The sequence below is a fragment of the Glutamicibacter sp. genome (genome assembly GCF_050701915.1).
Taxonomy (GTDB): Bacteria; Actinomycetota; Actinomycetes; order Actinomycetales; family Micrococcaceae; genus Glutamicibacter.
In genome coordinates this window covers 1-21,589 of record NZ_JBOGEG010000029.1, presented here as the reverse complement: position 1 = coordinate 21,589, position 21,589 = coordinate 1, and the positions used below count along the sequence as shown (strand labels likewise).

Annotated in this window: 21 protein-coding genes and 1 tRNA gene; 11 read left to right on the top strand and 11 right to left on the bottom strand. The window is 59.5% G+C overall.

Going from position 1 to position 21,589, the window contains the following annotated elements; all coding sequences use genetic code 11:
- Positions 1 to 80 precede the first annotated feature (80 nt).
- Together ACRDT3_RS14780 and ACRDT3_RS14775 are read right to left on the bottom strand one after the other, a co-directional pair.
- A complete protein-coding gene (locus ACRDT3_RS14780; RefSeq protein ID WP_431493695.1) occupies positions 81 to 1,238 on the bottom strand; it encodes a cystathionine gamma-synthase in 1,158 nt (385 codons plus the stop codon).
- A 27-nt stretch (positions 1,239 to 1,265) separates the two neighbouring features.
- Complete coding sequence (locus tag ACRDT3_RS14775; protein ID WP_431493694.1) at positions 1,266 to 2,630, bottom strand: cystathionine beta-synthase; 1,365 nt, start codon at positions 2,628 to 2,630, stop codon at positions 1,266 to 1,268.
- 138 nt (positions 2,631 to 2,768) lie between these two features.
- Here ACRDT3_RS14775 and ACRDT3_RS14770 point away from each other — a divergent pair, with 138 nt between their 5' ends.
- On the top strand, positions 2,769 to 3,731 hold the full coding sequence (locus ACRDT3_RS14770) for a DNA-3-methyladenine glycosylase family protein (RefSeq protein WP_431493693.1): 963 nt from the start codon (positions 2,769 to 2,771) through the stop codon (positions 3,729 to 3,731).
- 25 nt (positions 3,732 to 3,756) lie between these two features.
- On the opposite strand, the gene trxA is transcribed toward ACRDT3_RS14770, so the two are convergent.
- Positions 3,757 to 4,131, bottom strand: a complete 375-nt coding sequence (gene trxA / locus ACRDT3_RS14765; RefSeq protein WP_013349740.1) for a thioredoxin — start codon at positions 4,129 to 4,131, stop codon at positions 3,757 to 3,759.
- 141 nt (positions 4,132 to 4,272) lie between these two features.
- Positions 4,273 to 4,354 (bottom strand) — tRNA-Tyr (locus tag ACRDT3_RS14760).
- Positions 4,355 to 4,536: 182 nt separating this feature from the next.
- Between ACRDT3_RS14760 and ACRDT3_RS14755 the strand changes: the two genes are divergently transcribed.
- On the top strand, positions 4,537 to 5,025 hold the full coding sequence (locus ACRDT3_RS14755) for a YajQ family cyclic di-GMP-binding protein (protein ID WP_431493692.1): 489 nt from the start codon (positions 4,537 to 4,539) through the stop codon (positions 5,023 to 5,025).
- 115 nt (positions 5,026 to 5,140) lie between these two features.
- Here ACRDT3_RS14755 and ACRDT3_RS14750 read toward each other — a convergent pair whose 3' ends face one another.
- A complete protein-coding gene (locus ACRDT3_RS14750; protein ID WP_431493691.1) occupies positions 5,141 to 5,737 on the bottom strand; it encodes a hypothetical protein in 597 nt (198 codons plus the stop codon).
- Positions 5,738 to 5,958: 221 nt separating this feature from the next.
- The gene (gene htpX / locus ACRDT3_RS14745; RefSeq protein WP_431493690.1) at positions 5,959 to 6,837 is read right to left on the bottom strand and encodes a zinc metalloprotease HtpX; all 879 of its coding nucleotides are present in this window, start codon (positions 6,835 to 6,837) and stop codon (positions 5,959 to 5,961) included.
- A 239-nt stretch (positions 6,838 to 7,076) separates the two neighbouring features.
- Between htpX and rarD the strand changes: the two genes are divergently transcribed.
- Positions 7,077 to 8,015, top strand: a complete 939-nt coding sequence (gene rarD, locus ACRDT3_RS14740; protein ID WP_431493689.1) for an EamA family transporter RarD — start codon at positions 7,077 to 7,079, stop codon at positions 8,013 to 8,015.
- Between the two features lie 95 nt (positions 8,016 to 8,110).
- On the opposite strand, the gene gabT is transcribed toward rarD, so the two are convergent.
- The 3 genes from gabT to ACRDT3_RS14725 form a co-directional block, all read right to left on the bottom strand.
- Entirely contained in the window at positions 8,111 to 9,454 is a 1,344-nt protein-coding gene (gene gabT, locus ACRDT3_RS14735; RefSeq protein WP_431493688.1) for a 4-aminobutyrate--2-oxoglutarate transaminase, read from the bottom strand.
- Between the two features lie 206 nt (positions 9,455 to 9,660).
- Positions 9,661 to 9,804 (bottom strand): methionine/alanine import family NSS transporter small subunit, encoded by a 144-nt coding sequence (locus tag ACRDT3_RS14730; protein WP_332487043.1) that lies wholly within the window; start codon positions 9,802 to 9,804, stop codon positions 9,661 to 9,663.
- Positions 9,805 to 9,806: 2 nt separating this feature from the next.
- Positions 9,807 to 11,414 (bottom strand): sodium-dependent transporter, encoded by a 1,608-nt coding sequence (locus ACRDT3_RS14725; protein ID WP_431493687.1) that lies wholly within the window; start codon positions 11,412 to 11,414, stop codon positions 9,807 to 9,809.
- Between the two features lie 114 nt (positions 11,415 to 11,528).
- Here ACRDT3_RS14725 and ACRDT3_RS14720 point away from each other — a divergent pair, with 114 nt between their 5' ends.
- From ACRDT3_RS14720 to ACRDT3_RS14705, 4 genes are all read left to right on the top strand, one after another.
- Positions 11,529 to 12,932 (top strand): PucR family transcriptional regulator, encoded by a 1,404-nt coding sequence (locus tag ACRDT3_RS14720; protein ID WP_431493686.1) that lies wholly within the window; start codon positions 11,529 to 11,531, stop codon positions 12,930 to 12,932.
- A gap of 18 nt (positions 12,933 to 12,950) precedes the next feature.
- Complete coding sequence (locus ACRDT3_RS14715) at positions 12,951 to 13,385, top strand: hypothetical protein (protein ID WP_431493685.1); 435 nt, start codon at positions 12,951 to 12,953, stop codon at positions 13,383 to 13,385.
- Positions 13,385 to 13,897 carry an HIT family protein gene (locus ACRDT3_RS14710; protein ID WP_431493684.1) on the top strand — a complete coding sequence of 171 codons (513 nt, stop codon included), beginning with the start codon at positions 13,385 to 13,387 and terminating at the stop codon, positions 13,895 to 13,897. The genes ACRDT3_RS14715 and ACRDT3_RS14710 overlap by 1 nt, the downstream gene beginning before the upstream one ends.
- Positions 13,898 to 14,079: 182 nt before the next feature.
- Positions 14,080 to 14,250 carry a hypothetical protein gene (locus ACRDT3_RS14705; protein WP_431493683.1) on the top strand — a complete coding sequence of 57 codons (171 nt, stop codon included), beginning with the start codon at positions 14,080 to 14,082 and terminating at the stop codon, positions 14,248 to 14,250.
- A gap of 83 nt (positions 14,251 to 14,333) precedes the next feature.
- Here the strand turns inward: ACRDT3_RS14705 and ACRDT3_RS14700 are convergent, their stop codons facing one another.
- On the bottom strand, positions 14,334 to 15,431 hold the full coding sequence (locus tag ACRDT3_RS14700) for a polyprenyl synthetase family protein (RefSeq protein ID WP_431493682.1): 1,098 nt from the start codon (positions 15,429 to 15,431) through the stop codon (positions 14,334 to 14,336).
- Between the two features lie 291 nt (positions 15,432 to 15,722).
- Between ACRDT3_RS14700 and ACRDT3_RS14695 the strand changes: the two genes are divergently transcribed.
- The 4 genes from ACRDT3_RS14695 (at position 15,723) to ACRDT3_RS14680 (ending at position 19,701) form a co-directional block, all read left to right on the top strand.
- Positions 15,723 to 17,060: an isochorismate synthase gene (locus tag ACRDT3_RS14695; RefSeq protein WP_431493681.1), complete on the top strand. Its 1,338-nt coding sequence runs from the start codon at positions 15,723 to 15,725 to the stop codon at positions 17,058 to 17,060.
- A gap of 166 nt (positions 17,061 to 17,226) precedes the next feature.
- Entirely contained in the window at positions 17,227 to 18,015 is a 789-nt protein-coding gene (locus ACRDT3_RS14690; RefSeq protein ID WP_431493680.1) for a transporter substrate-binding domain-containing protein, read from the top strand.
- Positions 18,016 to 18,113: 98 nt separating this feature from the next.
- The gene (locus ACRDT3_RS14685) at positions 18,114 to 18,905 is read left to right on the top strand and encodes an amino acid ABC transporter permease (RefSeq protein ID WP_431493679.1); all 792 of its coding nucleotides are present in this window, start codon (positions 18,114 to 18,116) and stop codon (positions 18,903 to 18,905) included.
- 13 nt (positions 18,906 to 18,918) lie between these two features.
- Positions 18,919 to 19,701 carry an amino acid ABC transporter ATP-binding protein gene (locus ACRDT3_RS14680; protein WP_431493678.1) on the top strand — a complete coding sequence of 261 codons (783 nt, stop codon included), beginning with the start codon at positions 18,919 to 18,921 and terminating at the stop codon, positions 19,699 to 19,701.
- A gap of 70 nt (positions 19,702 to 19,771) precedes the next feature.
- Here ACRDT3_RS14680 and menD read toward each other — a convergent pair whose 3' ends face one another.
- Positions 19,772 to 21,463, bottom strand: a complete 1,692-nt coding sequence (gene menD, locus ACRDT3_RS14675; RefSeq protein ID WP_431493718.1) for a 2-succinyl-5-enolpyruvyl-6-hydroxy-3-cyclohexene-1-carboxylic-acid synthase — start codon at positions 21,461 to 21,463, stop codon at positions 19,772 to 19,774.
- Positions 21,464 to 21,589: the final 126 nt, after the last annotated feature.

Sequence of the window (21,589 nt, the reverse complement as noted above, 5' to 3'; positions counted from 1 at the left end):
GAACTCGGTTCAAAGCACTAAGGACCTGGGTTCCGTTGCCCTTGGCAGGCAGCGGACCCCAGGTCCTTTGCGCTTTGGCCTTACAAGTTGGTGAAGGCCTTCTCCAGATCTTCAATCAAATCTGCTGGGTCCTCGATGCCAACGGACAGGCGCAGCAGGTTCACCGGAACTGCCAGCTCGGTACCCTTCACCGAAGCATGGGTCATCTCCGATGGGTAGTTCATCAGCGACTCGATGCCGCCCAGGGATTCTGCCAAGGTGAAAAGCTTGGTGCGCTCGGCAATCTTGCGGGCCGCCGATTCTCCGCCCTTGAACTGGACGGACACCATGCCGCCGAAGCCTGACATCTGCTTCTTGGCAATCGCGTGGCCCGGGTGGTCTTCGAAGCCCGGGTAGAGCACGCGCTCGACTTCGCTGCGCTCGCGCAGCCACTGGGCGACCTGTGCGGCGTTCTCCGAGTGGGCGCGCATGCGAACGCCCAGGGTCTTCAGGCCGCGGGTGGTCAAGAAGGCGTCCATTGGGCCCGAAACGGCACCCACGGCGAACTGGATGAAGCCGATCTTTTCTGCCAACTGCGCGTCCTTGACGATCACCGCACCGCCCACCACGTCAGAGTGGCCGCCGATGTACTTGGTGGTCGAGTGGACCACGATGTCGGCGCCGAGGGTCAGCGGCTGCTGCAGGAACGGGCTGGCGAAGGTGTTGTCCACGACCAGCAGCGCGCCGGCAGCGTGGGCAATCTGCGCGACCTTGGCGATGTCGGTGATGGTCATCATCGGGTTCGAAGGGGTTTCAACCCATACCAGCTTGGCCTTGTTCTTTTCGATGGCAGCGGCCAGGGCTGCTTCATCGCTCATGTTCACCGGGGTGTTGCCGATGCCCCAGGCACCCAATACGCGGTCAATCAGGCGGAAGGTTCCACCGTAGGCGTCGTTGCCCAGCACAATGTGGTCGCCCGGACGCAGGATGGCGCGGATCAGCGAATCCTCGGCGGCCAGGCCGGAGCTGAATGAGAAGGCATGGTTGCCGAATTCTGCGCCGGCCAGCTGCGCCTGCAGCGCGTCGCGAGTCGGGTTGGTGCCGCGACCGTACTCGTAGCCATTGCGCAGGCCGCCAATGCCGTCCTGCGCGTAGGTCGAGGAGAAGTGCAGCGGTGGAACTACCGCACCGGTGACCGGTTCGAATTCCTGGCCCGCATGGACAAAGCGGGTGTTTGCTCCCTGGTGGTTTTCAGTCATCGATATCAATCCTTTGTGGTGAAGTCTTTAGCGGGTGGAGTAAGCCAAGAGGTCAGCTGCGGTAGCTGCGGCGATCACTTCGCCGTCCCTGGTCAGCAGTACGGCCGGGTGGCTCTTGAGTAGTTCTTGTGCATGTTCCGGGGTGTCTGCGGTGCCGATGAATGGCTTTGCCAGTTCGCCCAGGTCTGCCAGCGTGCTGGATGGTTCTGCGCCAGCCAGCAGTGCGTCGGTGATGTCCCCAGCTCCTATGACACCGCGGATCTCGCCGATACGCGCTGGCAGCGGTGCGGTGGCAACAACCAGCGCGTCATCGCCCTGCTCGCGCAGTGCCTTGGCCGCTTCGGCCAGGGTGGTATCCAAAGCCACCGTGGTGGTGCCCTGCTTGGCAAGAGCCGCGCCGATGAAGTCCAAGGCGGAGTATTCATCGGTGGTGAAGCCCTGGTCCAGCATCCACTGGTCGTTGAAGATCTTGGCCAGGTAGCCGCGGCCGCCATCCGGGGCGATCACTACAACTACGTCATCTTCGCCCAGGTCCTTGGCTGCGCGCAGCGCGGCGACTACGGCCATGCCCGAGGAACCGCCCAGCAGCAGGCCCTCCTCCTTGGCCAAGCGGCGAGTCATTTCAAAGGCCTCGGCGTCGCTGACTGGTTCCACGACGTCCGGCACGGATGGGTCGTAGTTCCCTGGCCACATGTCTTCGCCTACGCCCTCGACAAAGTATGGGCGTCCGGTGCCGCCGGAGTAGACCGAGCCATCCGGGTCAGCGGCGATGATCTTGACCGGGCCGGAGGCCCGGCCGGCGGAAACCTGCTTGAGGTAGCGTCCGGTGCCGGTGATGGTGCCGCCGGTGCCTGCGCTGATGACCGCATGGGTCAGTTTGCCTTCGGTGTCATTCCAGATTTCGGGGCCAGTGGTCTCGAAGTGGCTGTCGGGCGCTGCCGGATTGGAGAACTGGTCGGGCTTGTAGGCGCCGTCGATTTCGGTGACCAGGCGGTCCGATACCCCGTAGTAGGACTCTGGGGAGTCCGGAGCTACCGCGGTTGGGGTGACTACTACCTTGGCACCATAAGCGCGCAGTACGTCGCGCTTTTCCTCGCCCACCTTATCCGGGGTGACGAAAATGGTGTTGTAGCCCTTGAGCTGGCCTACCATGGCCAAACCCACACCGGTGTTGCCGCTGGTTGGTTCCACGATGGTTCCACCCGGCTTGAGCTGGCCGGATTCTTCGGCGCGCTCGACCATCTTCAAGGCGATGCGGTCCTTGATGGAACCACCCGGATTCAGGTATTCGAGCTTCACCAATACGGTGGCTTTGATCCCGTCGGTGACTCGGTTGAGCTTCACCAAGGGGGTATTGCCGATCAGGTCTAGGACTGTGGACGCATACTTCATGTCAAGAACTTTACCGGCGGTTGTCATACATGTCGTTCCGACGCGTAGCGAAACGTCACGCAGTGGACGGACGCTTTTCTTCAGTGCTACCTATGGTGTCCCCGAAATCTTGGCGCCCGAAGCTATAGGATGCGTTTTATGGAGAAGTCGTTGAGCGCCCGCTACGATCCGCAGCGCCCCGTGACCTTGCACAAGACACTGGGCATCTTGCGCCGCGGCCTGGGAGATCCGACTATCCGTCTGGCGAAGTCCGAGGCCTGGCTCGCCTTCGCGACGCCGCTCGGGGATGCCACCTTGCATATCCATAAGCCCTCCCCCACCTCGCCGGCGGCATTGCAGGCGTGGGGTCCTGGCGCCCAGTGGGCCATGGGATCAGCACCGAATTTGCTGGGTGCGCAAGATAACTGGGCCGATTTCGACTTGGGAATCAAAGAAGGAAGGTTCCCGGAGATCATCGCGCGTTCCCGTGTCGAGCATCCAGATTTCGTTCTGCCCAGTACCGGCAGGATCTTCGAGCACGCTGCCGGCGCGATCCTGGAACAACGCGTGACCGGGATTGAAGCGAATCATGCGTGGCGCTGGCTGATCCGCCATTTAGGGCACCGGGCCCCGGGCCCGGCGCCAGAAGGCCTGATGATTTTCCCTGGACCGCAGCGCTTGGCCTCAATGAAGCGGTGGGACTGGCAGGAGGCCCGCGTTGAAGGCCAGCGGGCCAACACCATGGCGCGCCTGGTGCAGGTTGCCGGCAGCTTGCAGTGGTGGGCCGATAAGCCGATAGAGCACGCAAAGCCCGCGGCGATGGCGCCGGGAACCCTGGCGGCTGCGTTGGGATCGGTGCCCGGCATCGGACCATGGACCATTGCCGAGACCTTGCAGCGTTCCCACGGATCTGCTGATCATATTTCGGTGGGCGATTTCCATCTGGCTGATTTCGTTGGCCAGGTGCTTACCGGTTCAAGAATCAGCGATGCACAGATGCTGGAACTGCTAGCGCCCTACGCCCCGCACCGGCAACGCGTAGTGCGCTTGCTGCTGCTCTCGGGGCAGAAAAAACAAAGCTTCGGGCCCCGTTACGCACCGCTGGATCACCGGCGGCGGTAAGGAACCCGAAGTATCCAGAAAATTCTTAGGAGTCAGCCTGCGCGGCTTCCTCGGCGATCTGCTTATGCACTTCGCTCATGTCAATGCCCTTGACTGCGGTAACGAGATCTTCGAGCTGGGTCTGGTTCAGCGCACCAGCCTGCGAGAAAACGAGTACGTTTTCGCGGAATGCCATGATGGTGGGAATCGAGGTGACGTTCGCAGCGCGGGCCAAACCCTGCTCCGCTTCGGTATCCACCTTGGCAAATACTACATCGCTGAACTTCTCGGAAGTTTGCTCGTACACCGGCGCAAAATTGCGGCATGGACCGCACCAGGCAGCCCAGAAGTCCACCAGGACGATGTCGTTCTCATCAATCAGCTGCGCGAATTCGTCTTCGCTCACATTTTTCGTTGCCATGGTTATACGGTAGCCGATCCTTATTTGAAATACGTAGAAAGGTGATCTTGGTTGGACCCGGGAATAGAAACGATCCCGGTTGCCGCACATACTCGCCGGATGCAAAAAACTCCCGGATCCTAAGATCCGGGAGTTATTTTGTGGCAGATACTGGATTCGAACCAGTGAAGGCGTTGCCAGCTGATTTACAGTCAGCCCCCTTTGGCCACTCGGGTAATCTGCCGAGTACGTTCGCTTCAAGAACATTTGCTCTTGTCGGAACGAGAAATAACTCTACAGGAGTTTTCCGATGTTGTGAAATCGAGAGGCGCATTTTTGCTGTAAGCCTGATCACACCCCGAATCGAGGGGTTAAAACCGGTAGGCTATGAAGCGAATCAGACCCGTTTCAACTAGGAGTATTCACATGGCTAGTGATTCCACATTCGACGTCGTAAGCAAGGTTGATAGCCAGGAAGTCGCCAACGCGATGAACCAGGCGCAGAAGGAAATTGCACAGCGCTACGACTTCAAGGGCATTGGCGCTGAACTTGATTTCAGCGGCGAGAAGATCCTGATGAAGGCCAACTCGGAAGAGCGCGTCAACGCCGTACTGGATGTTTTCCAGTCCAAGTTGGTCAAGCGCGGCATTTCCCTGAAGTCGTTGGATGCCGGCGAGCCATTCGCCTCCGGCAAGGAATACCGCATCGAAGCGAGCATCAAGGAGGGCATTGCCCAGGATGTCGCCAAGAAGATCAACAAGCTGATCCGCGATGAGGCACCTAAGGGCATCAAGTCAACCATTCAGGGTGACGAGCTGCGCGTTTCTTCCAAGTCCCGCGATGACCTGCAGGCCACCATGGCTCTGCTGCGTGACTTCGAAGAAGCAGATCTGCAGTTCGTGAACTTCCGCTAGGACTGACCTAGCGCCAGGCGATCGCGCAATACACAGCGAGGGCTGTTTCCCGTTAACCAGGGAAACAGCCCTCGCTGTCTTTCTGCGCACCACTCGAGCATGGGCCCGGGAAGGATCAGCGCTGATCCTCGGCGCGCGTCTGCCTCTTTAGCCTCTTTGCTTCTTCGCGGGCTTTTTTCGCGTAGTACTGTTCGCGAGTCCTGTCCCTGGCCCGCCGCTTGATCTCAGCAACATCATCAGCGAAGTGGTCCTTGGTCATGGCTTTGAATTCCTTGAACTTCGCGTCCATCTCTTCCGGCGAAGGGCCCGGCACCCATGGTTTGGTCCAGATGATCTCAGCAGCGTTGCACGCGGCTACGAGCACTGTCACAAAACTGCTGTCACGCAATGAGCTGGTAACCGCGTAGGATGCGGCAAAGCTGACCATGATGGACACAGCGAATGGAAGGACGACGTACCGCACTCCCCCGGGGCTGGGACGGCGTTCTTTGAGTACGATCGGTCGAACGATGATGGCGCCGAGGATTTCCGAGACGAGATACGAGATCGCCAGTGCGATAGCGATTGTGCCGAAAGCAGTATCGAGGGCAATCCATGATGAGCAAATCCAGGCCACAAGCAGGCAAGCCAATCCCTTGACCGTTCCGATGGCCAGGTGGCCTGCTATGGCATCGCCAAGCCTCGGCAGAAGTCCCGCGTCGGCATCTCGCATCCTTGCCCCTTCGTTTCATCCCCAAAAGGCAGAAAGCCTTCACTTCGGTACCGCTTCGACCAACCTATCCCCGGTGACTAGGGAAGACAACGACCATCAGCTCATCCTTTAGTAGGAGGGGCAATAACTATTCCTTCAATGGAAAAGGGCCGAAATAGGCTAAAGGCCGCATCTCACTTGCCAAATGAGATGCGGCCTTTAGCCGAAGAGTGGCTTTGCCCTTAGTACCGGCGTCCGCCAGCCATCGCTTCAAGCCGTGCAATGCGATCGTCCATTGGCGGGTGGGTGGAGAACATGCGCTTGAGGCGCGAGCCGAAGGGGTTGGCGATCATCAGGTGCGAGCTGTTGACCAGCTTCTGGTCGTTGGAAGCCAGCGGAGCCTGCGTAATCCCCGATTCCAGTTTGCGAAGTGCGCTCGCCAACGCCAGCGGATCATTGGTCAGCTTGGCCCCGTCCTCGTCTGCATCATATTCGCGGGTGCGGCTCACGGCCATCTGGATGATGGACGCTGCCAGTGGCGCCAGCAGCGAAAGGGCAATCAAGGCGATCGGATTCACCCCGCGGTTGTCGTTGCTGTTGCCGCCTCCGAAGAACATCAGGAACTGGGCAACGGAGGTGATGACGCCCGCTACCGCGGCGGCGACCGAAGAGGTGAGGATGTCCCGGTTGTAGACATGCATCAGCTCATGGCCCAGCACCCCGCGCAATTCGCGTTCGTTCAGCAGCTGCAAGATGCCTTCGGTGCAGCACACCGCCGAGTTCTGCGGGTTGCGCCCGGTGGCAAAGGCGTTCGGCGAAGTAGTTGGCGACACGTACAGGCGCGGCATCGGCTGCTGCGCGTTCATCGACAGCTCTCGCACGATTCGGTACATTCCCGGCTGTTCTGCTTCGCTGACCGGGTACGCGTGCATCGAACGCAGAGCCAGCTTGTCGCTATTCCAATAGCTGTAGGCGGTACTTCCCAGGCCAATCAAGGCAAATATCCAAATGAACATTGAACGGCCGGTACCCGCGGAAATCAGCGAGCCAATGGCCAGCAGCAAGGCGAACATCCCGCCCATCAAAAAGGCGGTTTTGAGTCCGTTGTTATGTCCATGCACGGCGATGCACTCCCTCAATGAAGCAAACCAAGTTGGTGTTCTCTAGTCTAGTCAACGACTGGAATTCCAGTTATGTTCCGGTGAAAAGATCACATTGCCGCGTGACTTTGCAGGCGCCGGCGGCTTAGGGGAATATCCCGACGGCGTGGACGTTGTAGTTTTAAGATGCGGTTCCACAACTTATTTCCGGGTGGGCCGCTTCCCCGATCCATTTTTGTTTCTGAAAGTGTGCGCCCTGCATGTCCGTAAGTACCGCTAAACCGATCCGCTCAGAACATAGTTACGGACTGATCCAAGGCACCGCCGCGTACCTCATTTGGGGCATGCTCCCGGCCTATTTCTTATTGCTGCCTAAAATCTCGGCCTTCGAATTCGTTGGCGTTCGCGTGATCTTCTCGCTGGTTTTCTGCCTGTTGCTGCTGGCGTTCACGCGCCAGTTCAAGCAGTTCCTTGCAATGTTCAAGGATTCCAAGACCATCTGGCAGTTGGGACTGGCTAGCGTGCTGATTGCAGCCAACTGGACTCTCTACGCCCTGGCGGTCTTGACCGGACATGTGCTGGAAGCATCGCTGGGCTACTTCATCAACCCTATTGTGGCAATCCTTCTGGGCGTCGTTGTCCTGAAAGAAAAATTGCGTCGGCTGCAATGGATCGCTGTTGCCGTAGCCACCGTTGCTGTTATTGTCTTGACGGTCGGGTTGGGACGGGTCCCGTGGATTTCCCTCGGTTTGGCTTTCTCCTTTGGCTTCTATGGCCTGGTGAAGAACAAAGTGGGCCAAAGCGGAACTGCGCTGGGGTCCTTGACCATCGAAACCGTCTGGCTGACGCCGCTGGCCATCGGCTATCTGATTTGGCTGGCCGTTGCCGGGAAGTCGGCGCTGTTCTCGGCTGATGTTCCTGGCCTCTTGCTGTTGGCCGCGAGCGGCATCATCACCGCTGTTCCGCTATTGCTCTTCGGGGGTGCGGCTCGCCGCTTGCCTTTGAGCACGCTGGGCTCATTGCAGTTCCTCGCCCCGCTTTTGCAGTTCATCCTGGGCTTGCTGGTCTTCGGCGAACACATGCCATTTGAACGCTGGGTTGGCTTCGCCTTGGTATGGGTCGCGGTGCTCTTCGTGCTCGTGGACATGATGCGAACTCCACGCATTGGCTCCATGCCCGAACCGAAAAAGCTGGTCTGAACACCCGGTTGCAGTAACCGCCGATAAAGCGAATGCCTCGAATCTCCCGTGGGAGGTTCGAGGCATTCGCCGTTCTCAGGCTAGAACGCGGCTACTTAGGCAACAGCCTTGCGGATCGCGTCTTCCAATACGTTGAACGCATCTTCGAGCAGCTCGTCGCCGATCACCAGCGGAGGCAAGAGGCGAACCACGTTGCCGTAGGTGCCGCAGGTAAGGATCAAGACGCCCTGAGCCAAGCATTCGGCTGCGATTGCCTTGGTCAGCTCAGCGTCTGGCTCTTTGCCACCAGCCTTGACGAATTCCATTGCAACCATGCCGCCACGGCCACGGATGTCGCCCAGTTCCTTGATGTCCTTCTGGAGCGCACCGAAGCGGGTGAAGAACTTCTCTTCGATCTCGCGGGCGCGGCCTGCCAAGTCCTGCTCTTCCATGAACTTGATGGATTCCAGGGCCGCGGCAACTGCAACCGGGTTGCCGCCGTAGGTGCCGCCCAAGCCGCCGCCGTGCACCGAGTCCAGCAATTCGGCACGGCCGATGACGCCCGATAGCGGCATGCCGCCGGCGATGCCCTTGGCCAGGGTGATGATGTCAGGCTCAATACCCTCGATGTCCGAGGCGAACCAAGCACCGGAGCGTGCGAAGCCTGCCTGGACTTCGTCAGCGACGAAGACAATGCCGTTTTCCTTGGCCCACTCGGCGATGCGTGGCAGGAAGCCGGTGGCAGGAACGATGAAGCCGCCCTCGCCCTGGATCGGCTCGATGATGATCGCAGCGATCTGGTCGCCGCCGATCTGCTTCTCCATGGCCAGGATCGCACGCTCGGCTGCTTCCTTGCCGGAGATATTCGGGTTCTCTTCACGGTATGGGTAGCTCATTGGCATGCGGTAGATCTCCGGTGCCAGTGGGCCGAAGCCGCGCTTGTATGGGGCGGCCTTGGCGGTCAGGCCCATGGTGAGGTTGGTGCGGCCGTGGTAGGCGTGGTCGAAGGCGACTACTGCCTGGCGGCCGGTAGCAATGCGGGCCACCTTGATGGCGTTCTCTACCGCTTCGGCACCGGAGTTGAAGAAGACTGCACGCTTCTCGAAGTTGCCCGGGGTGATGGTAGCCAGCTTCTCTGCCAGCTCGATGTAGTTCTCATACGGAGCCACCATGAAGCAGGTGTGGGTGAAGCGCGCGGCCTGTTCGGCGACAGCCTTGGCTACTGCCTGGTTCGAAGCGCCAATGGTCGTGACGGCGATGCCGGAGCCCAGGTCAATCAGCTGGTTGCCGTCGACATCGACAATGATGCCGCCATCAACCTCTGCTGCGTACACCGGCAGGCTGGAAGCTACGCCGGCAGCAACTGCCTTGGCTCGGCGTGCGGTCAGTTCCTGCGACTTCGGGCCGGGGAACGGACCATCGATCTTGCGCTTCTGATCAATGCGGTAGGTAACGTCCATGTGCTTGTCCTTCCAGAACTTATTCGTGAGCTCTCTGGCCCTGTTTTCTCTATAACTAGAGAGTATTCTCCTGGACCCCCGGCCACTACGCGGATCGGCACAACACATTTCGTGTCGCATAGTGCATCTGCACAGGAAAAGGCCTCTTCGTTTCAAGCCGGAACTTGAAGCGAAGAGGCCTTCAATCTTGATGCAGATTACAGGTTCTAGTTGCCTGCCGAGCCAGCTGGCTCGATCACATCATCATCGTGCTTTTCAGGATGGCGATTCAGGCTGATCAAGGCGATGGCCAGGCCTCCCCAAATGGTCAGCATGGAGATAATCATGAAGACAATCGCGATAGGACTCATGGCTAGTATTCCTTCCTGGACACTTCAGGGACTTCTTCTGCCTCGACGTTCGCACGATGCTGATCGAACTCGGGGTCGTTTTTCTTGGAGTTCTTGCTCCAAGGAACCAGGGACATCAGGACCGCGCCGACAATCAATGCCCCGGCCATGCCCCAACCGAAGACACCGTTGAACCAAACTGGGTAGCCGCTGTAGGACTCGCTCATCTTGGTCTGCAATTCGTTGATCAGCATGTAGCCCAGTGCTGCCGGGCCAACGCCGCCAACCAAGACCATCCAGCCGGTGCCCAGCTTGATGGAGCTGTGGCGGTTCAAGTGCTTGGCCAGCTTAGGCAGCATGCCCAGGCCTGCACCGAAGACGATCACGATCACCAGTGCGCAAGCCAGGATGCCGAACTGGTTCACGAATGCATCCATGGTGTCCAGCAAATACAATCCAGTGGTGGTTGGGAACAAGATCATGGAGATCAATGCCACTGGAATGACAACAACCAGGGTGGCCGACTGGCGCTTCCAGCCCAGCTTGTCCTGGAAAGCCGCAACAATCACCTCGAGGATCGAGATCAAAGAGGTGATGCCGGCGAAGACCAGCGAACCGAAGAACAGCACGCCGATGACGCCGCCCAAGGGAGCCTGAGACACGATGGTCGGGAAGGCAATGAACGCAAGGCCGATGCCGCTGGTTGCCACTTCGTCAACCGAGCTCCCGGCGTTGTACGCCATGAAACCCAGGGCCGCGAAGACGCCGATGCCGGCGAGCAGCTCGAAGCTGGAGTTGGCGAAAGCTACAACGTAGCCCGAACCGGTGAGGTCGCTCTTGCGCTTCATGTACGACGAGTAGGTCACCATGATGCCGAAGGCCACCGACAGCGAGAAGAAGATGTGGCCGAATGCCGCTGCCCACACCGAAGGATTCGACAGCGCTTCGAAGTTCGGCGTGAAGAAGGTATTCAAGCCGTCCACAGCACCTGGCAGGAAGACCGACTGGATAACGAGGATCAGGAACATCACGATCAGCAAAGGCATGAAGATCGCGTTGGCCCGCGAAATGCCCTTGTTCACGCCGGCAACCATGATCACGATGGCGATCAGCCAAACGCACAGCATCGGGAAGAAGACGTTGCCGACAAAGTCGAACCCGACGGTGACATCGTCCGCGACCTGCAGGAAGTCGCCCATGAAGAATCCGGCAGCGCCGTCCGGGTTCTTATCCCACGCCTTGGTGACCGAGAACCAGCAGTACATGGCGGCCCAGGCAATGATGGCCGCGTAGTAGATGGCGATGATGAAGCAGATCAGCACCTGCCACCAGCCAAGGACTTCGGCCTTGCGGCTGGCGCGACGGTAGGCCAGCGGAGCAGAGCCGCGGTAGCGGTGGCCGATGGAGTAGTCGAGGAACAGCAACGGAATACCGGCGCAGAGAATTGCGACCAGGTAAGGGATCAGGAATGCGCCGCCGCCGTTTTCGTAGGCGACATAAGGGAAACGCCAGATGTTTCCCAGACCAACGGCCGAACCAATCGCTGAAAGGATGAACAACTTTCGGGAGCTGAAAGTCTCACGCTTCTCGGTTGCGAGTGGAGCGCCCTGTGATGAAGATGGAGTGCTCATGTGTCTAAGCTACTGCAAAATTTTCACATTGTGGTCATTTTTCGAGGTCGCGTGTCCATATTTTGAGCAATTTGCTGAATCGGGAACTTTTCGCTGTCCCTCTAGAATGGCTACATGGCAATTAGTTTACGCGGTCTTCTGGAACATGACGAGCTCGATCTTCGACCGCTGACTGAACACATTCACCGCGATCGCATGGTCATCACCTGGGGTGCAGTGACCGAGCTGCTCGATCCCTCGCAGTTCTTGACCGGGCGAGAAATTGTCTTGACCACCGGGGTGCGCCAGAAGACGAAGGCCGCGCAGCGGCAGTTCGTCAAAGTCCTTGCAGCCAATGATGCCGTAGCTTTGGGCTTCGGAACAGGTCTGGAGCATGCTTCGGTGCCGCAGGCCACCGTTGAGGCCGCCCGTGAGGTAGGGCTTCCGGTCTTCGAGGTGCCTTATCAGGTGCCCTTTGCCACGATTACCAGGCTGATCGCCGAAGCGCTGAATTCCGACCACATCAAGCGTGTAGAGAATCTGCTCAAGTCCCATCAGAAGCTGGCCCAGACACTGCTTGCCTCGGATCTGGACAGCATGCTCGAGGAACTCGAACGAATGCTCGGCACCCAGGTAGCGCTGACGCTGCACGGCGAAGTGATCAGCGGAGACTACGATCCGGCAGGTTCCTGGAATGCGCGCCCGGTGGCCACCGGGCTGCGCGACAAGTGCACCCTGCATATTGCAGAACCCTATGTCCACCATCCAGTAGTCGATTACGCGCAGTCGCTGATCGGGCTGGAACTGGCGAATAAATCCCGCCTGCGCGCTTCGCAGCGCCATGCCAACGGCCAGGTGCTCGAGGACCTCGCCGCCGGCACCTTGGTCGGTGCCGATGCGGCTGGGCGCCTGGGCGCTCTTGGCTTGAATACCCAGCGAGAGCATTCGGTCATCCTGGTCCAAGCTCCAACCCAAATCGAACGCTTGCAAACCCTGCCGCTGCCCGCCGATCTTTCCTCGCAGGTCTCGGCGATCATCGACGGCCGCTTGGCGATCATTGTTGCGCACAGCAAGCTGCAGCTGTCCATCAAGCACCTCGACGAGTATCTGCTCGCGGCCGGCATTCCGGCCCGCGTGGGCTACGGCGGGCGCTACCCGAATACCACCGGCATCCGCTGGAGCTACTTCGAGGCCCTGGAGTCCTTGCGCCACGGAGAGCGGGTCAACGAACCCACCAAGCTTTCACTCACCTCGCTCTTGCTCGCCGCCCACGATGTTCCGCTGCAGGATCTGGCCATCGAAGCCTTGGGACCACTGCAGGAATTCGATGCCTCCCACGATTCTGATCTGTTGCTGACCTTGCGTGAATACCTCAACCGCGATGGCTCGGTGGGGGCGGTAGCAGAGTCCTTGGGCCTGCACCGCAATACGGTGCGCTACCGAATCCAGCAAATTTCAGATCTTTCTGGCTACGACCCGAATGTGACTAGCGACCGAGTCCAGCTCTGGATCGCGTTGAGCGCCCTTGAGCTGGGCTAATCTCGATAGGATAATTACATGGCAGACATGTTTCTAGAGAAGTTCTGTTCCCTGGTTCCCAAGTACTTGGAAGACCAGTGGAACGAAGCCGACGGCTTGAGCGCCGACGAATTGCGCGAAGGGCTGGCACAGTCCGAGGTATCGATTCCTTTTGTCCTTGAAGAGTTCTACCGTGCTCTGGGCAACAATGAAGATTTCATGGAGGCCTACCACTACTTCTTCGACCCGGAAGAACTGGAAATCGAAGACGGCTATCTCCTGTTCCTGGAGGACGAGGAAGAGAAGTTCGTGTGGGGCTTCAAGGCCTCCCAGCTCGATGTTCCGGATCCAATCGTCTACCGCCGCAGCAATGCCAAGGGAAAGTGGACCAGCGAGGAAGGCACCTTCAGCGAATTCACCTTGGACATGTACACCTGGGTGTTTGAAGAGCTGGCCGCCGAATTGGAGGACTAGTGCTCCACCGTTCCCATGAACCAGCCAACTACCAGTGTCCTTTCTGCGAGCTGGTCAACGACCAGCCTTTCAGCCAGGACAACTTGTGCGCGCCCACGGATCTGATCTACCAGACAGATCTGGTGGCAGCAATCATGGCTTGTGATGGGTTCGGGAATTACGGCGGGCACGTGATGATTATTCCTACCGCGCACCTGGAAGCCCTCTACGACCTGGATGAGCTGACCGGCGCCGCGATCATGCGGGAGACCAAGCGCGTTGCCCTGGCGATGAAGCTTGCCTGGAATCCCGAGGGCACGAGCACTCGGCAGCATAATGAGCCTGCGGGCAATCAGCATGTATGGCATTACCACCAGCACGTTTTCCCGCGCTACGCCGATGACGAGCTCTATCGGCAGCTGCGCCACCGGGTATCAATCCAGGATCGGGCCGGCAAAGCGCAACAGCTGCGCCAGGCGCTCTTCTCCCCCGAGCATCCGCATCCGCTGGCTCCGGAGAATATAGTCCGATAAGAACAAGTCCATGACGTTGACGCGAGCAGGACCTGGGGACGAGAGATTCGTTGCCAGGGCCTGCTCCCGCCTTCGGCGCCCCTGGGCATTTTCTTATCCAGCCCGGGAGCAGAACTTCCGGTTTCCGGAAAATCATCATTATGACGGCGGCGCATCCGCCGGTGCCTGCATAAGATGAACCTATGAACCCCTTGGTCCCCAACACCTACGAATTGATCGTTTTCTTCATTATCCCGGCCCTCGTGGTCATTGGCCTGGTCATTTTCGCCGCCAAATTCTTCACCGCCAGCAAGAACCAGTCTGGGGGCAGGGCGGAAACTGACGATGGTCAAAACTGCAACGATCAGCTCTAGCAGGGATCGTGCAGCAGCCATTGGCATGACGAAACCCCGGAGGACTTTTGCAGTCTTCCGGGGTTTCGCTTGTTCTAGCTTGCCTAGGCTTCGCGGGTGACAACAGCATCCGCGAAGGAAATCAGCGCCTGCTTCACGGTACCCTCAGGCAGTGGAGCCAATACGGCAATCGCGTCATCGGCCCACTGGCGTGCGGCCTTCCATGCATCATGGATTGCCGGGTGCGCGGTGACAGCTTCCACAGCGGCCGCCAATGCTTCGTCGCTGGCCAGATCCGCATCAACCAGCTCGATAGCCTGCTGCGCTTGCGCGTCGCCCTCAGCAGCCGCCTGGCGCAGCAGCAGGATTGGCAAGGTCGGCACGCCTTCACGCAAATCGGTGCCCGGAGTCTTGCCCGAGTCGGCTTCCTTGGATGCCAAATCGATCACGTCATCGGCGACCTGGAAGGCAACGCCAACCTTTTCGCCGTACTCGCGCAGTACCTCAATGTATTCCGGGGCGCCACCGAACCGGGCGCCGAAGGCACCGGAGGTGGAGAGCAGCGACGCGGTCTTGTCGCTGATCACCTGGATGTGGTGCTCGATGGCATCGTCGCCCTCGCGCGGGCCGATGGATTCATGCAGCTGTCCGAGGCACAAGCGTTCGAAGGTGCGCGACTGCCACATGACTGCTTCTGGGCCCAGCTCGGATCCGAAGACCGATGCACGGGCGAAGATCAGGTCGCCGGCGAGAATGGCCACAGAGTTGCCCCACACCTCGTGAGCGGTGGGTGCACCGCGGCGCATTGGAGCAGAGTCCATGACGTCATCGTGGTACAGGGTTGCCAGGTGGGTGAGTTCCACGACGGCAGCAGCCTTGATGACATCGTCATTCACGCCTTCGCCCAGCAAGGAAGTCAGCAGCACCAGCAGCGGACGCACGCGCTTGCCTCCGGCCTCAACGAGGTGGCGGCTGGATGCGTCGATCAAGGGGTCGGAGTTGGCCAGCGCGTCGCGCAGCAGCTTCTCCACCTTTGCCATGCCCATGGAAATAGCCGGACCGAAGTCCGGGTCCTCGGCCAGCAAAGCGAAGCCCGAGGGAAGATTGATGGCCGCAGCTAATGCAGCGGTTTCAGGATTCAGCTCAATCGAGTCGGACACATCATGTCCGGCTGCGGTCCAGTTGCTCTTCGAATCAGTCACTGTTCTACGGCTTACTTATCTTTCATCGGGTTGGCCATCGCGGTATGCGAAGGCAATCTTGCCTGCAAGATGCACGCAAACATCTCTTCACTCTAGCCGATGCTTTCCACTGCACATTGCTGGCATGGCCAGACCGGGCAGACCGGTCTGGTACCAGCGACCTAGGAGGTCGATTTAGAGTTTACCGGGTTCCCCCAGCACTTCTCACCAGACCCGGCCGATCTCACAGGGGTGACCACGGACACCCGCAAGCCTTTTCCCCCGGCATTGCGCGGTAGGCTTAGCGTTATCATGTCTGCAGATTCGCCCGTTCTCAGCGCCAGCGCTCATCAGCCGTCGGCTCCTGTTCTCACCAGCATCACCTTTGAATACCTTGATGCCCCCGAAACACTAATTGCCGACTCATTGCGTCACCGAAGCTTGGTCTGGACCCGCAATGGCCACGGGTTGGTTGGATTTGGCACTGCGGCCCGCTTGCACACCCACGGCGAAGAGCGCTTTGCGCGTGCCCGTGCCTGGCTTGCACAGGTCATCGAACAGGCACAGATCATTGACCCGATCGCCCGCCCCGGCAGCGGCCTGGTTTCTTTCGGTTCTTTTGCGTTCTCCTTTACCAGCGTCTTCGAATCGCGCATGGTGATCCCGCAGCTGGTGATTGGCCGCGATGAGGAAAAGTCGTGGATTACCATCACCGGCAGCGCCGAGGAACTCGACGGGCTGACTTACCAGCAGGCTTTGGCGCGTGCTGAAGCTGCAATGGCCGATGCGTTATTGCCGGCAAGCGAACCGGGCAGCATCGAGCTGACCAGCGGGCAGCTGACCGCCGGCTCCTATCTTGAAGCCGTAGATCAAGCGCTGGGCCGTTTTGAGGAACGCGGAATTTCCAAATTGGTGCTGGCCCGTGACGTTTTGGCGCATAGCTCCACCCCGATCAATCTTGCCCGCGTGGTCGATGCGTTGACCGAGCACTACGGCAATTGCTGGACCTATTCGGTTGACGGCTTGGTAGGCGCTACCCCGGAGATGCTGGTACGCGTTACCGACGGATTGGCTGAAGCCCGTGTATTGGCTGGCACCCTGGACCGTGCTGCTGCTGGTGCCGAGGATCCTGGATTTGCGCACCTCAACCTCTTCGAAGATCCGAAGCAGCGCAATGAGCACCAGCTGGCCATAGATTCGCTCACCGCTTCCTTGAATCCCATTTCGCACGGCATGAGCGCGCCGGAAGAACCTTTTATTCTCCAGCTTCCCAATGTTTGGCATTTGGCCAGCGACGTACGCGCCCAGTTGCGCACCGATGCCGCCGGCATTGTGCCTACCGCACTGGATGTTGCCGAAATTTTCCATCCGACCGCTGCCGTGTGCGGCACGCCGACCAAGAAGGCTGGCGTGCTCTTGCGCGAGCTGGAAGGCATGGACCGCGGACCGTATGCCGGTCCCGTGGGTTGGGTTGACAGCCGTGGCGATGGCGAATTCGGCATCGCGCTGCGTGGCGGAATCCTGGAAGACGAAAAGCTGATGCGCCTGTACGCGGGTTGCGGCATTGTTCCAGGCTCGGTGCCTGAGGATGAATTAGCCGAGTCATGGGCGAAGATGCGTCCCATGCGCCAGGCCCTGGGAGCCGAGTAGGCGCAGGCTACGCAGCGGAATAGGGTCGCCAGGATCAAGCTGAGCATAAACAATACTTAGTCTCGGTGCGACATGTGTGAGGTGAATCTCAGCCTAGTGTTGCCCCGGTTATGATTGTGGCTACGCACTGATCCACTCGCATAACCCGAAAGTAGGTTCTGATCCTATGCGTAGTCTCAAGAAGAAGTTCGCCTCCGCTGTTGCCGTCACGTCCGTTGCACTGCTGGCACTCACCGCCTGCGGTTCCGGCTCCAGTTCTGAAGGTGAAGCCGAAGCTGGTTCCTTCCCAATCAATGCAGGCAAACTCACCATTTGCTCAGACATTCCTTACGAGCCATTCGAATTCGTCAAGGATGGCAAGAACGTCGGCTTCGATATGGATATCGCAGCCGAGATTGCCAAGGATGCTGAACTGGATCTGAACGTCATCGACGCCAGCTTCGACTCCATCGAATCCGGTCTGTTCAGCACCCAGTGCGATATCGCGATCTCCTCGGTATCGATCACCGAAGAGCGTTCGGCCAAGATGGATTTCTCCACCCCTTACATGGATGACGATCTGGTGCTGATTTCGGCTGACGATTCAGGCATCAAGGATCTTGAATCCGCCAAGGACAAGAAGGTCGGCGTCCAGCAGGCCACCACCGGCGAGAAGTACGCCAAGGAACAGGGCCTGAGCAACATCGTTGGCTTCGAGGATGCCGGCCTGCAGACCCAGGCACTTCTGGCTGGCCAGGTGGACGCGCTGCTGGGCAACCAGTCGGTGCTGGGCTACTCGATCAAGGACAAGAAGGGCTTCAGCGTCGTTGGCGACTTCAAGACCGGCGAGCAGCTGGGCATTGCAGTTCCACAGGACCAGCCCAAGACCCTGGAATTGGTCAATGGCACCCTCAAGCGCCTGACCGATGCAGGAACCATGGAAGAGCTGACCGTGAAGTGGTTCGGCGAGAAGTAATTCTCGAGCATCATCTGATTTCAAAGCAAGCGGGGGCACGGACTGCACCCACAGGTTGGCAGTCCAGCCCCCGCTTCCTTTATGAGAGGTAATCAAGCATGGCAATGACCACACGTCAGCGCGCCCGCATGAGCAAGACCATTCAAATCGCCATCTTCATCCTTGCGATAATCGCACTGGTCTTGGCAGTTGATTGGGACAAGGCCATTTATGCCTTCTTCTCCTTCGACAAATTGGGACCGTTGTTCCCAGGCATGATTTTGGTCGGCCTGAAGAACACCATCTTCTACACCATCATCTCCTTCGCCTTCGGCCTCATCCTGGGCTTGCTTCTGGCCCTGATGAAAATGGCGTCCTTCGCGCCTTATCGCTGGTTCGCTACCGCGTTTATTGAGTTCTTCCGCGGCATCCCTGCCATCCTGGTCCTTTTGGCCTTCGGCTTGGGCTTGCCACAGGCCTTCGGCACCCAGTGGCCGCAGCCGGTCAATGTCATGTGCGCCCTGGGCCTGGTCTCGGCCGCCTACATCGCTGAGACCCTGCGTGCAGGCCTGCAGGCGGTGCCCAAGGGGCAGACCGAAGCTGCACGTTCGTTGGGCATGCCAGCGTGGCGTGCCATGGTCACTATCGTGATCCCGCAGGCGTTCAAGATCGTCCTGCCGCCCATGACCAACGAAATCATCTTGTTGACCAAGGACACTTCCTTGGCCTTCATCCTCGGCGCGTCGATGGCCCAGTACGAAATGACCAAGTACGGCCGCGATGGCATTACGCAGCTGGATGCCGGACTGACTCCGCTGGTCGTCGCCGGCCTGTTCTACCTGGTGATCACCATCCCGCTGAGCTTGGTGGCCCGCAAGTTTGAATCCCGCTCCGCCAAGACCAAGCGATAGACAGGACTTGAAAATGTCGAGTGACACTAATGAGATTTCAGTCCATGCTTCTGGCGTGGAAATCAACGGACTGCGCAAGTCCTACGGCAGCAATGAGGTGCTCAAGGGCATCGACTTGAACGTTGCTCCGGGCGAGGTTGTCTGCCTGATCGGTCCATCCGGTTCAGGCAAGTCCACCCTGCTGCGTTGCGTGAATTTGTTGGAGCAGCCAAACGGGGGAACCATTATGGTCGGTGGCTTCAACGTCACCGATCCCGATGTGAACCTGGACAAGATGCGCCAGCAGGTGGGCATGGTCTTCCAGCAGTTCAACCTGTTCCCGCACCTGACCGTGCTGGAGAACTGCACCGTTTCGCCTATCAAGGTGCTCAAGCGCAAGAAGGCCGAAGCCCAGAAGGTCGCGTTGCGCAATCTGGAACGCGTAGGACTGGGCGACTTCGGCGAGCGCTACCCGGATCAGCTTTCCGGTGGCCAGCAGCAGCGCGTAGCTATTGCGCGTGCGCTATCCATGGAACCAACCCTGATGCTTTTCGATGAGCCAACCAGTGCATTGGATCCTGAGACCGTCGGTGAGGTTCTGTCCATTATGAAGAATCTGGCCCAGGCAGGCATGACCATGCTGGTGGTCACCCACGAGATGGCTTTCGCCAAGGAAGTTGCGGACCGCGTGTTCTTCATGGACGGTGGAGTCGTAGTGGAAGAGGGCAAGGCCGTGGATGTCATTGGCAATCCGCAGCAGCCACGTACCCAGGACTTCCTGCGCCGCGTGCTGGATCCGACGCACGTCGATATCTAAGCTCAGCAGCAAGACTTCCCCTGCGTTGCCCGTCTTTGCCGACGGGCAACGCAGGGGAATTTCTTTTGCCCTAGGGCGTTGGCCAGGAAAGCTGCCCGATCTTCCGGTTCAACTCAAGATTCTCCGCGCGCAGGCTGCTCCGTGATGCCGGCACTTCAATCAGGCGCAGGTTCGCCGGCTGCCTTGCAGCCAAGATGGCGCTAAGCTCTTCCTTGCTTGCCGCCATGGCGTACTGCCAGCCATAGGCTTCGGCGAGCGCAGGCAGGCTCAGCTGCTGCGGCGTGGCAAAGAGGCGTTCCACCGCATTGGCGTAGCGGCCCGAGGCATCCACGGCTCCGTGCTCCAGTGTGGAGAAGATTGCTCCTCCCCCGTCGTTGTAGACCACGATATCCACCATTGGCTGCTCCTCGCCGGGGGTCCAGGACAGCGAACTGGCGTCATGGGCGAAGGTGATATCTCCCATTACCGCCAGCGTGCGCCGCTTGCCGCCCTGGGCCAGGCCCAAGGCGGTGGCAATGGTTCCATCAATTCCGGCAAGGCCGCGGTTGGCATGCACGGTCATGGTTCGTCCCGGCGCGGGGCGGGCCGCCAAGTCGAAGTCGCGAACTATATTCGATGAGCCAAGCAGGAGAACTTCTGGTGCGTGTTCCCAAATGGCGTCGGCGACATCTACCCCGTTAATCGCCGATTCGCGGCTGAGGCCCTGGCGCACGGCCAAGGCCTGGGCATCGAGCTGCTGCCATGCTTCCAGCCACCCCTTTGCACCGGTGCCGGCGAACTCCTGCAATTCGTTCCAAGAGCTGACCGGGGTTTCGCGACGCCGGCCCGCTTCATACCAGGCCACCGGCTGAGGCTGCCAAATCACCGATTCGATCGCCGGGTTGGCCAGAAGCTGGCCCACCGGGCGGCTCAACGTCGGACGGCCAAAGAGCACCACGCGTTCAATGCGGTCCATGCCCGCCGTGATCAGGGGACGGTAGTGGCCAATGGCGTTGGCCGAGAACCGTGCGTTGGAAGATGGCTCGGCAAACAATGGCAGCCCCAGGCCATGGGCGAATCGTTGCGCTTCCTGCCCGGCGCCATGCCCGGCGACGACAATGCTCCGGCGTGGCTTCAACTGCTGCACTGGCAAGCTCGCCATCTCCGGCTGGTCGTGCGCCTTCCACTGCCCGGGCTCAACAGCCGTCCAGCTTTGCAGCTCGATCCGCTCGTCTTGCGCAGGGGTCAGCGGATCCCGGAACTGCAGGTTCAAGTGGACCGGACCGGGCGGATCCTGCTGGTCGCCAGCCAAGGCTTCCAGCGCCTGCTGGACCTGGTGCTGCGGGTCTGCGCCAGCATGAACATTGATGGCCAGACGAACATGCTCGCCAAAGAGGGTTTTCTGGCGCGTGCTTTGGCTGGCTCCGGTGCCATGCAGTTCATCGGGGCGGTCTGCGGAAAGTACCAGCAGTGGTGTCGCGGTGTGGTTGGCTTCCATCACTGCAGGCAGCATCTGCCCGATGGCCGAACCGCTGGTGGCGGCGAGCGCTACCGGCTGCCCGGTGCTTTGGGCTAGGCCCAGTGCCATGAAGGCCGCGGAGCGTTCATCGATGCGCACGTGGATATCCAGGATCCCTGCAGCTTCTGCCTCGGCCGCGGCATAGGCCAACGGCGCACTGCGTGAACCGGGAGAAATCACCAGATCGCGGATTCCGGAACGGATCATTGCGGAGAGTACATGGCGGGCCGTGGTGATGGCGCGTTGCTCGTCGGGTTGCTGCATTCCCACGCGGCATGACTCCTTAGATTCCATAACTGAAGGCAATTATCCAAGTCTATGCCTTGCATTGCCGGAGAACCGACTTGGAATGCGCAAGGGCGCCGGCAGGATCCCCGAATGGATCCTGCC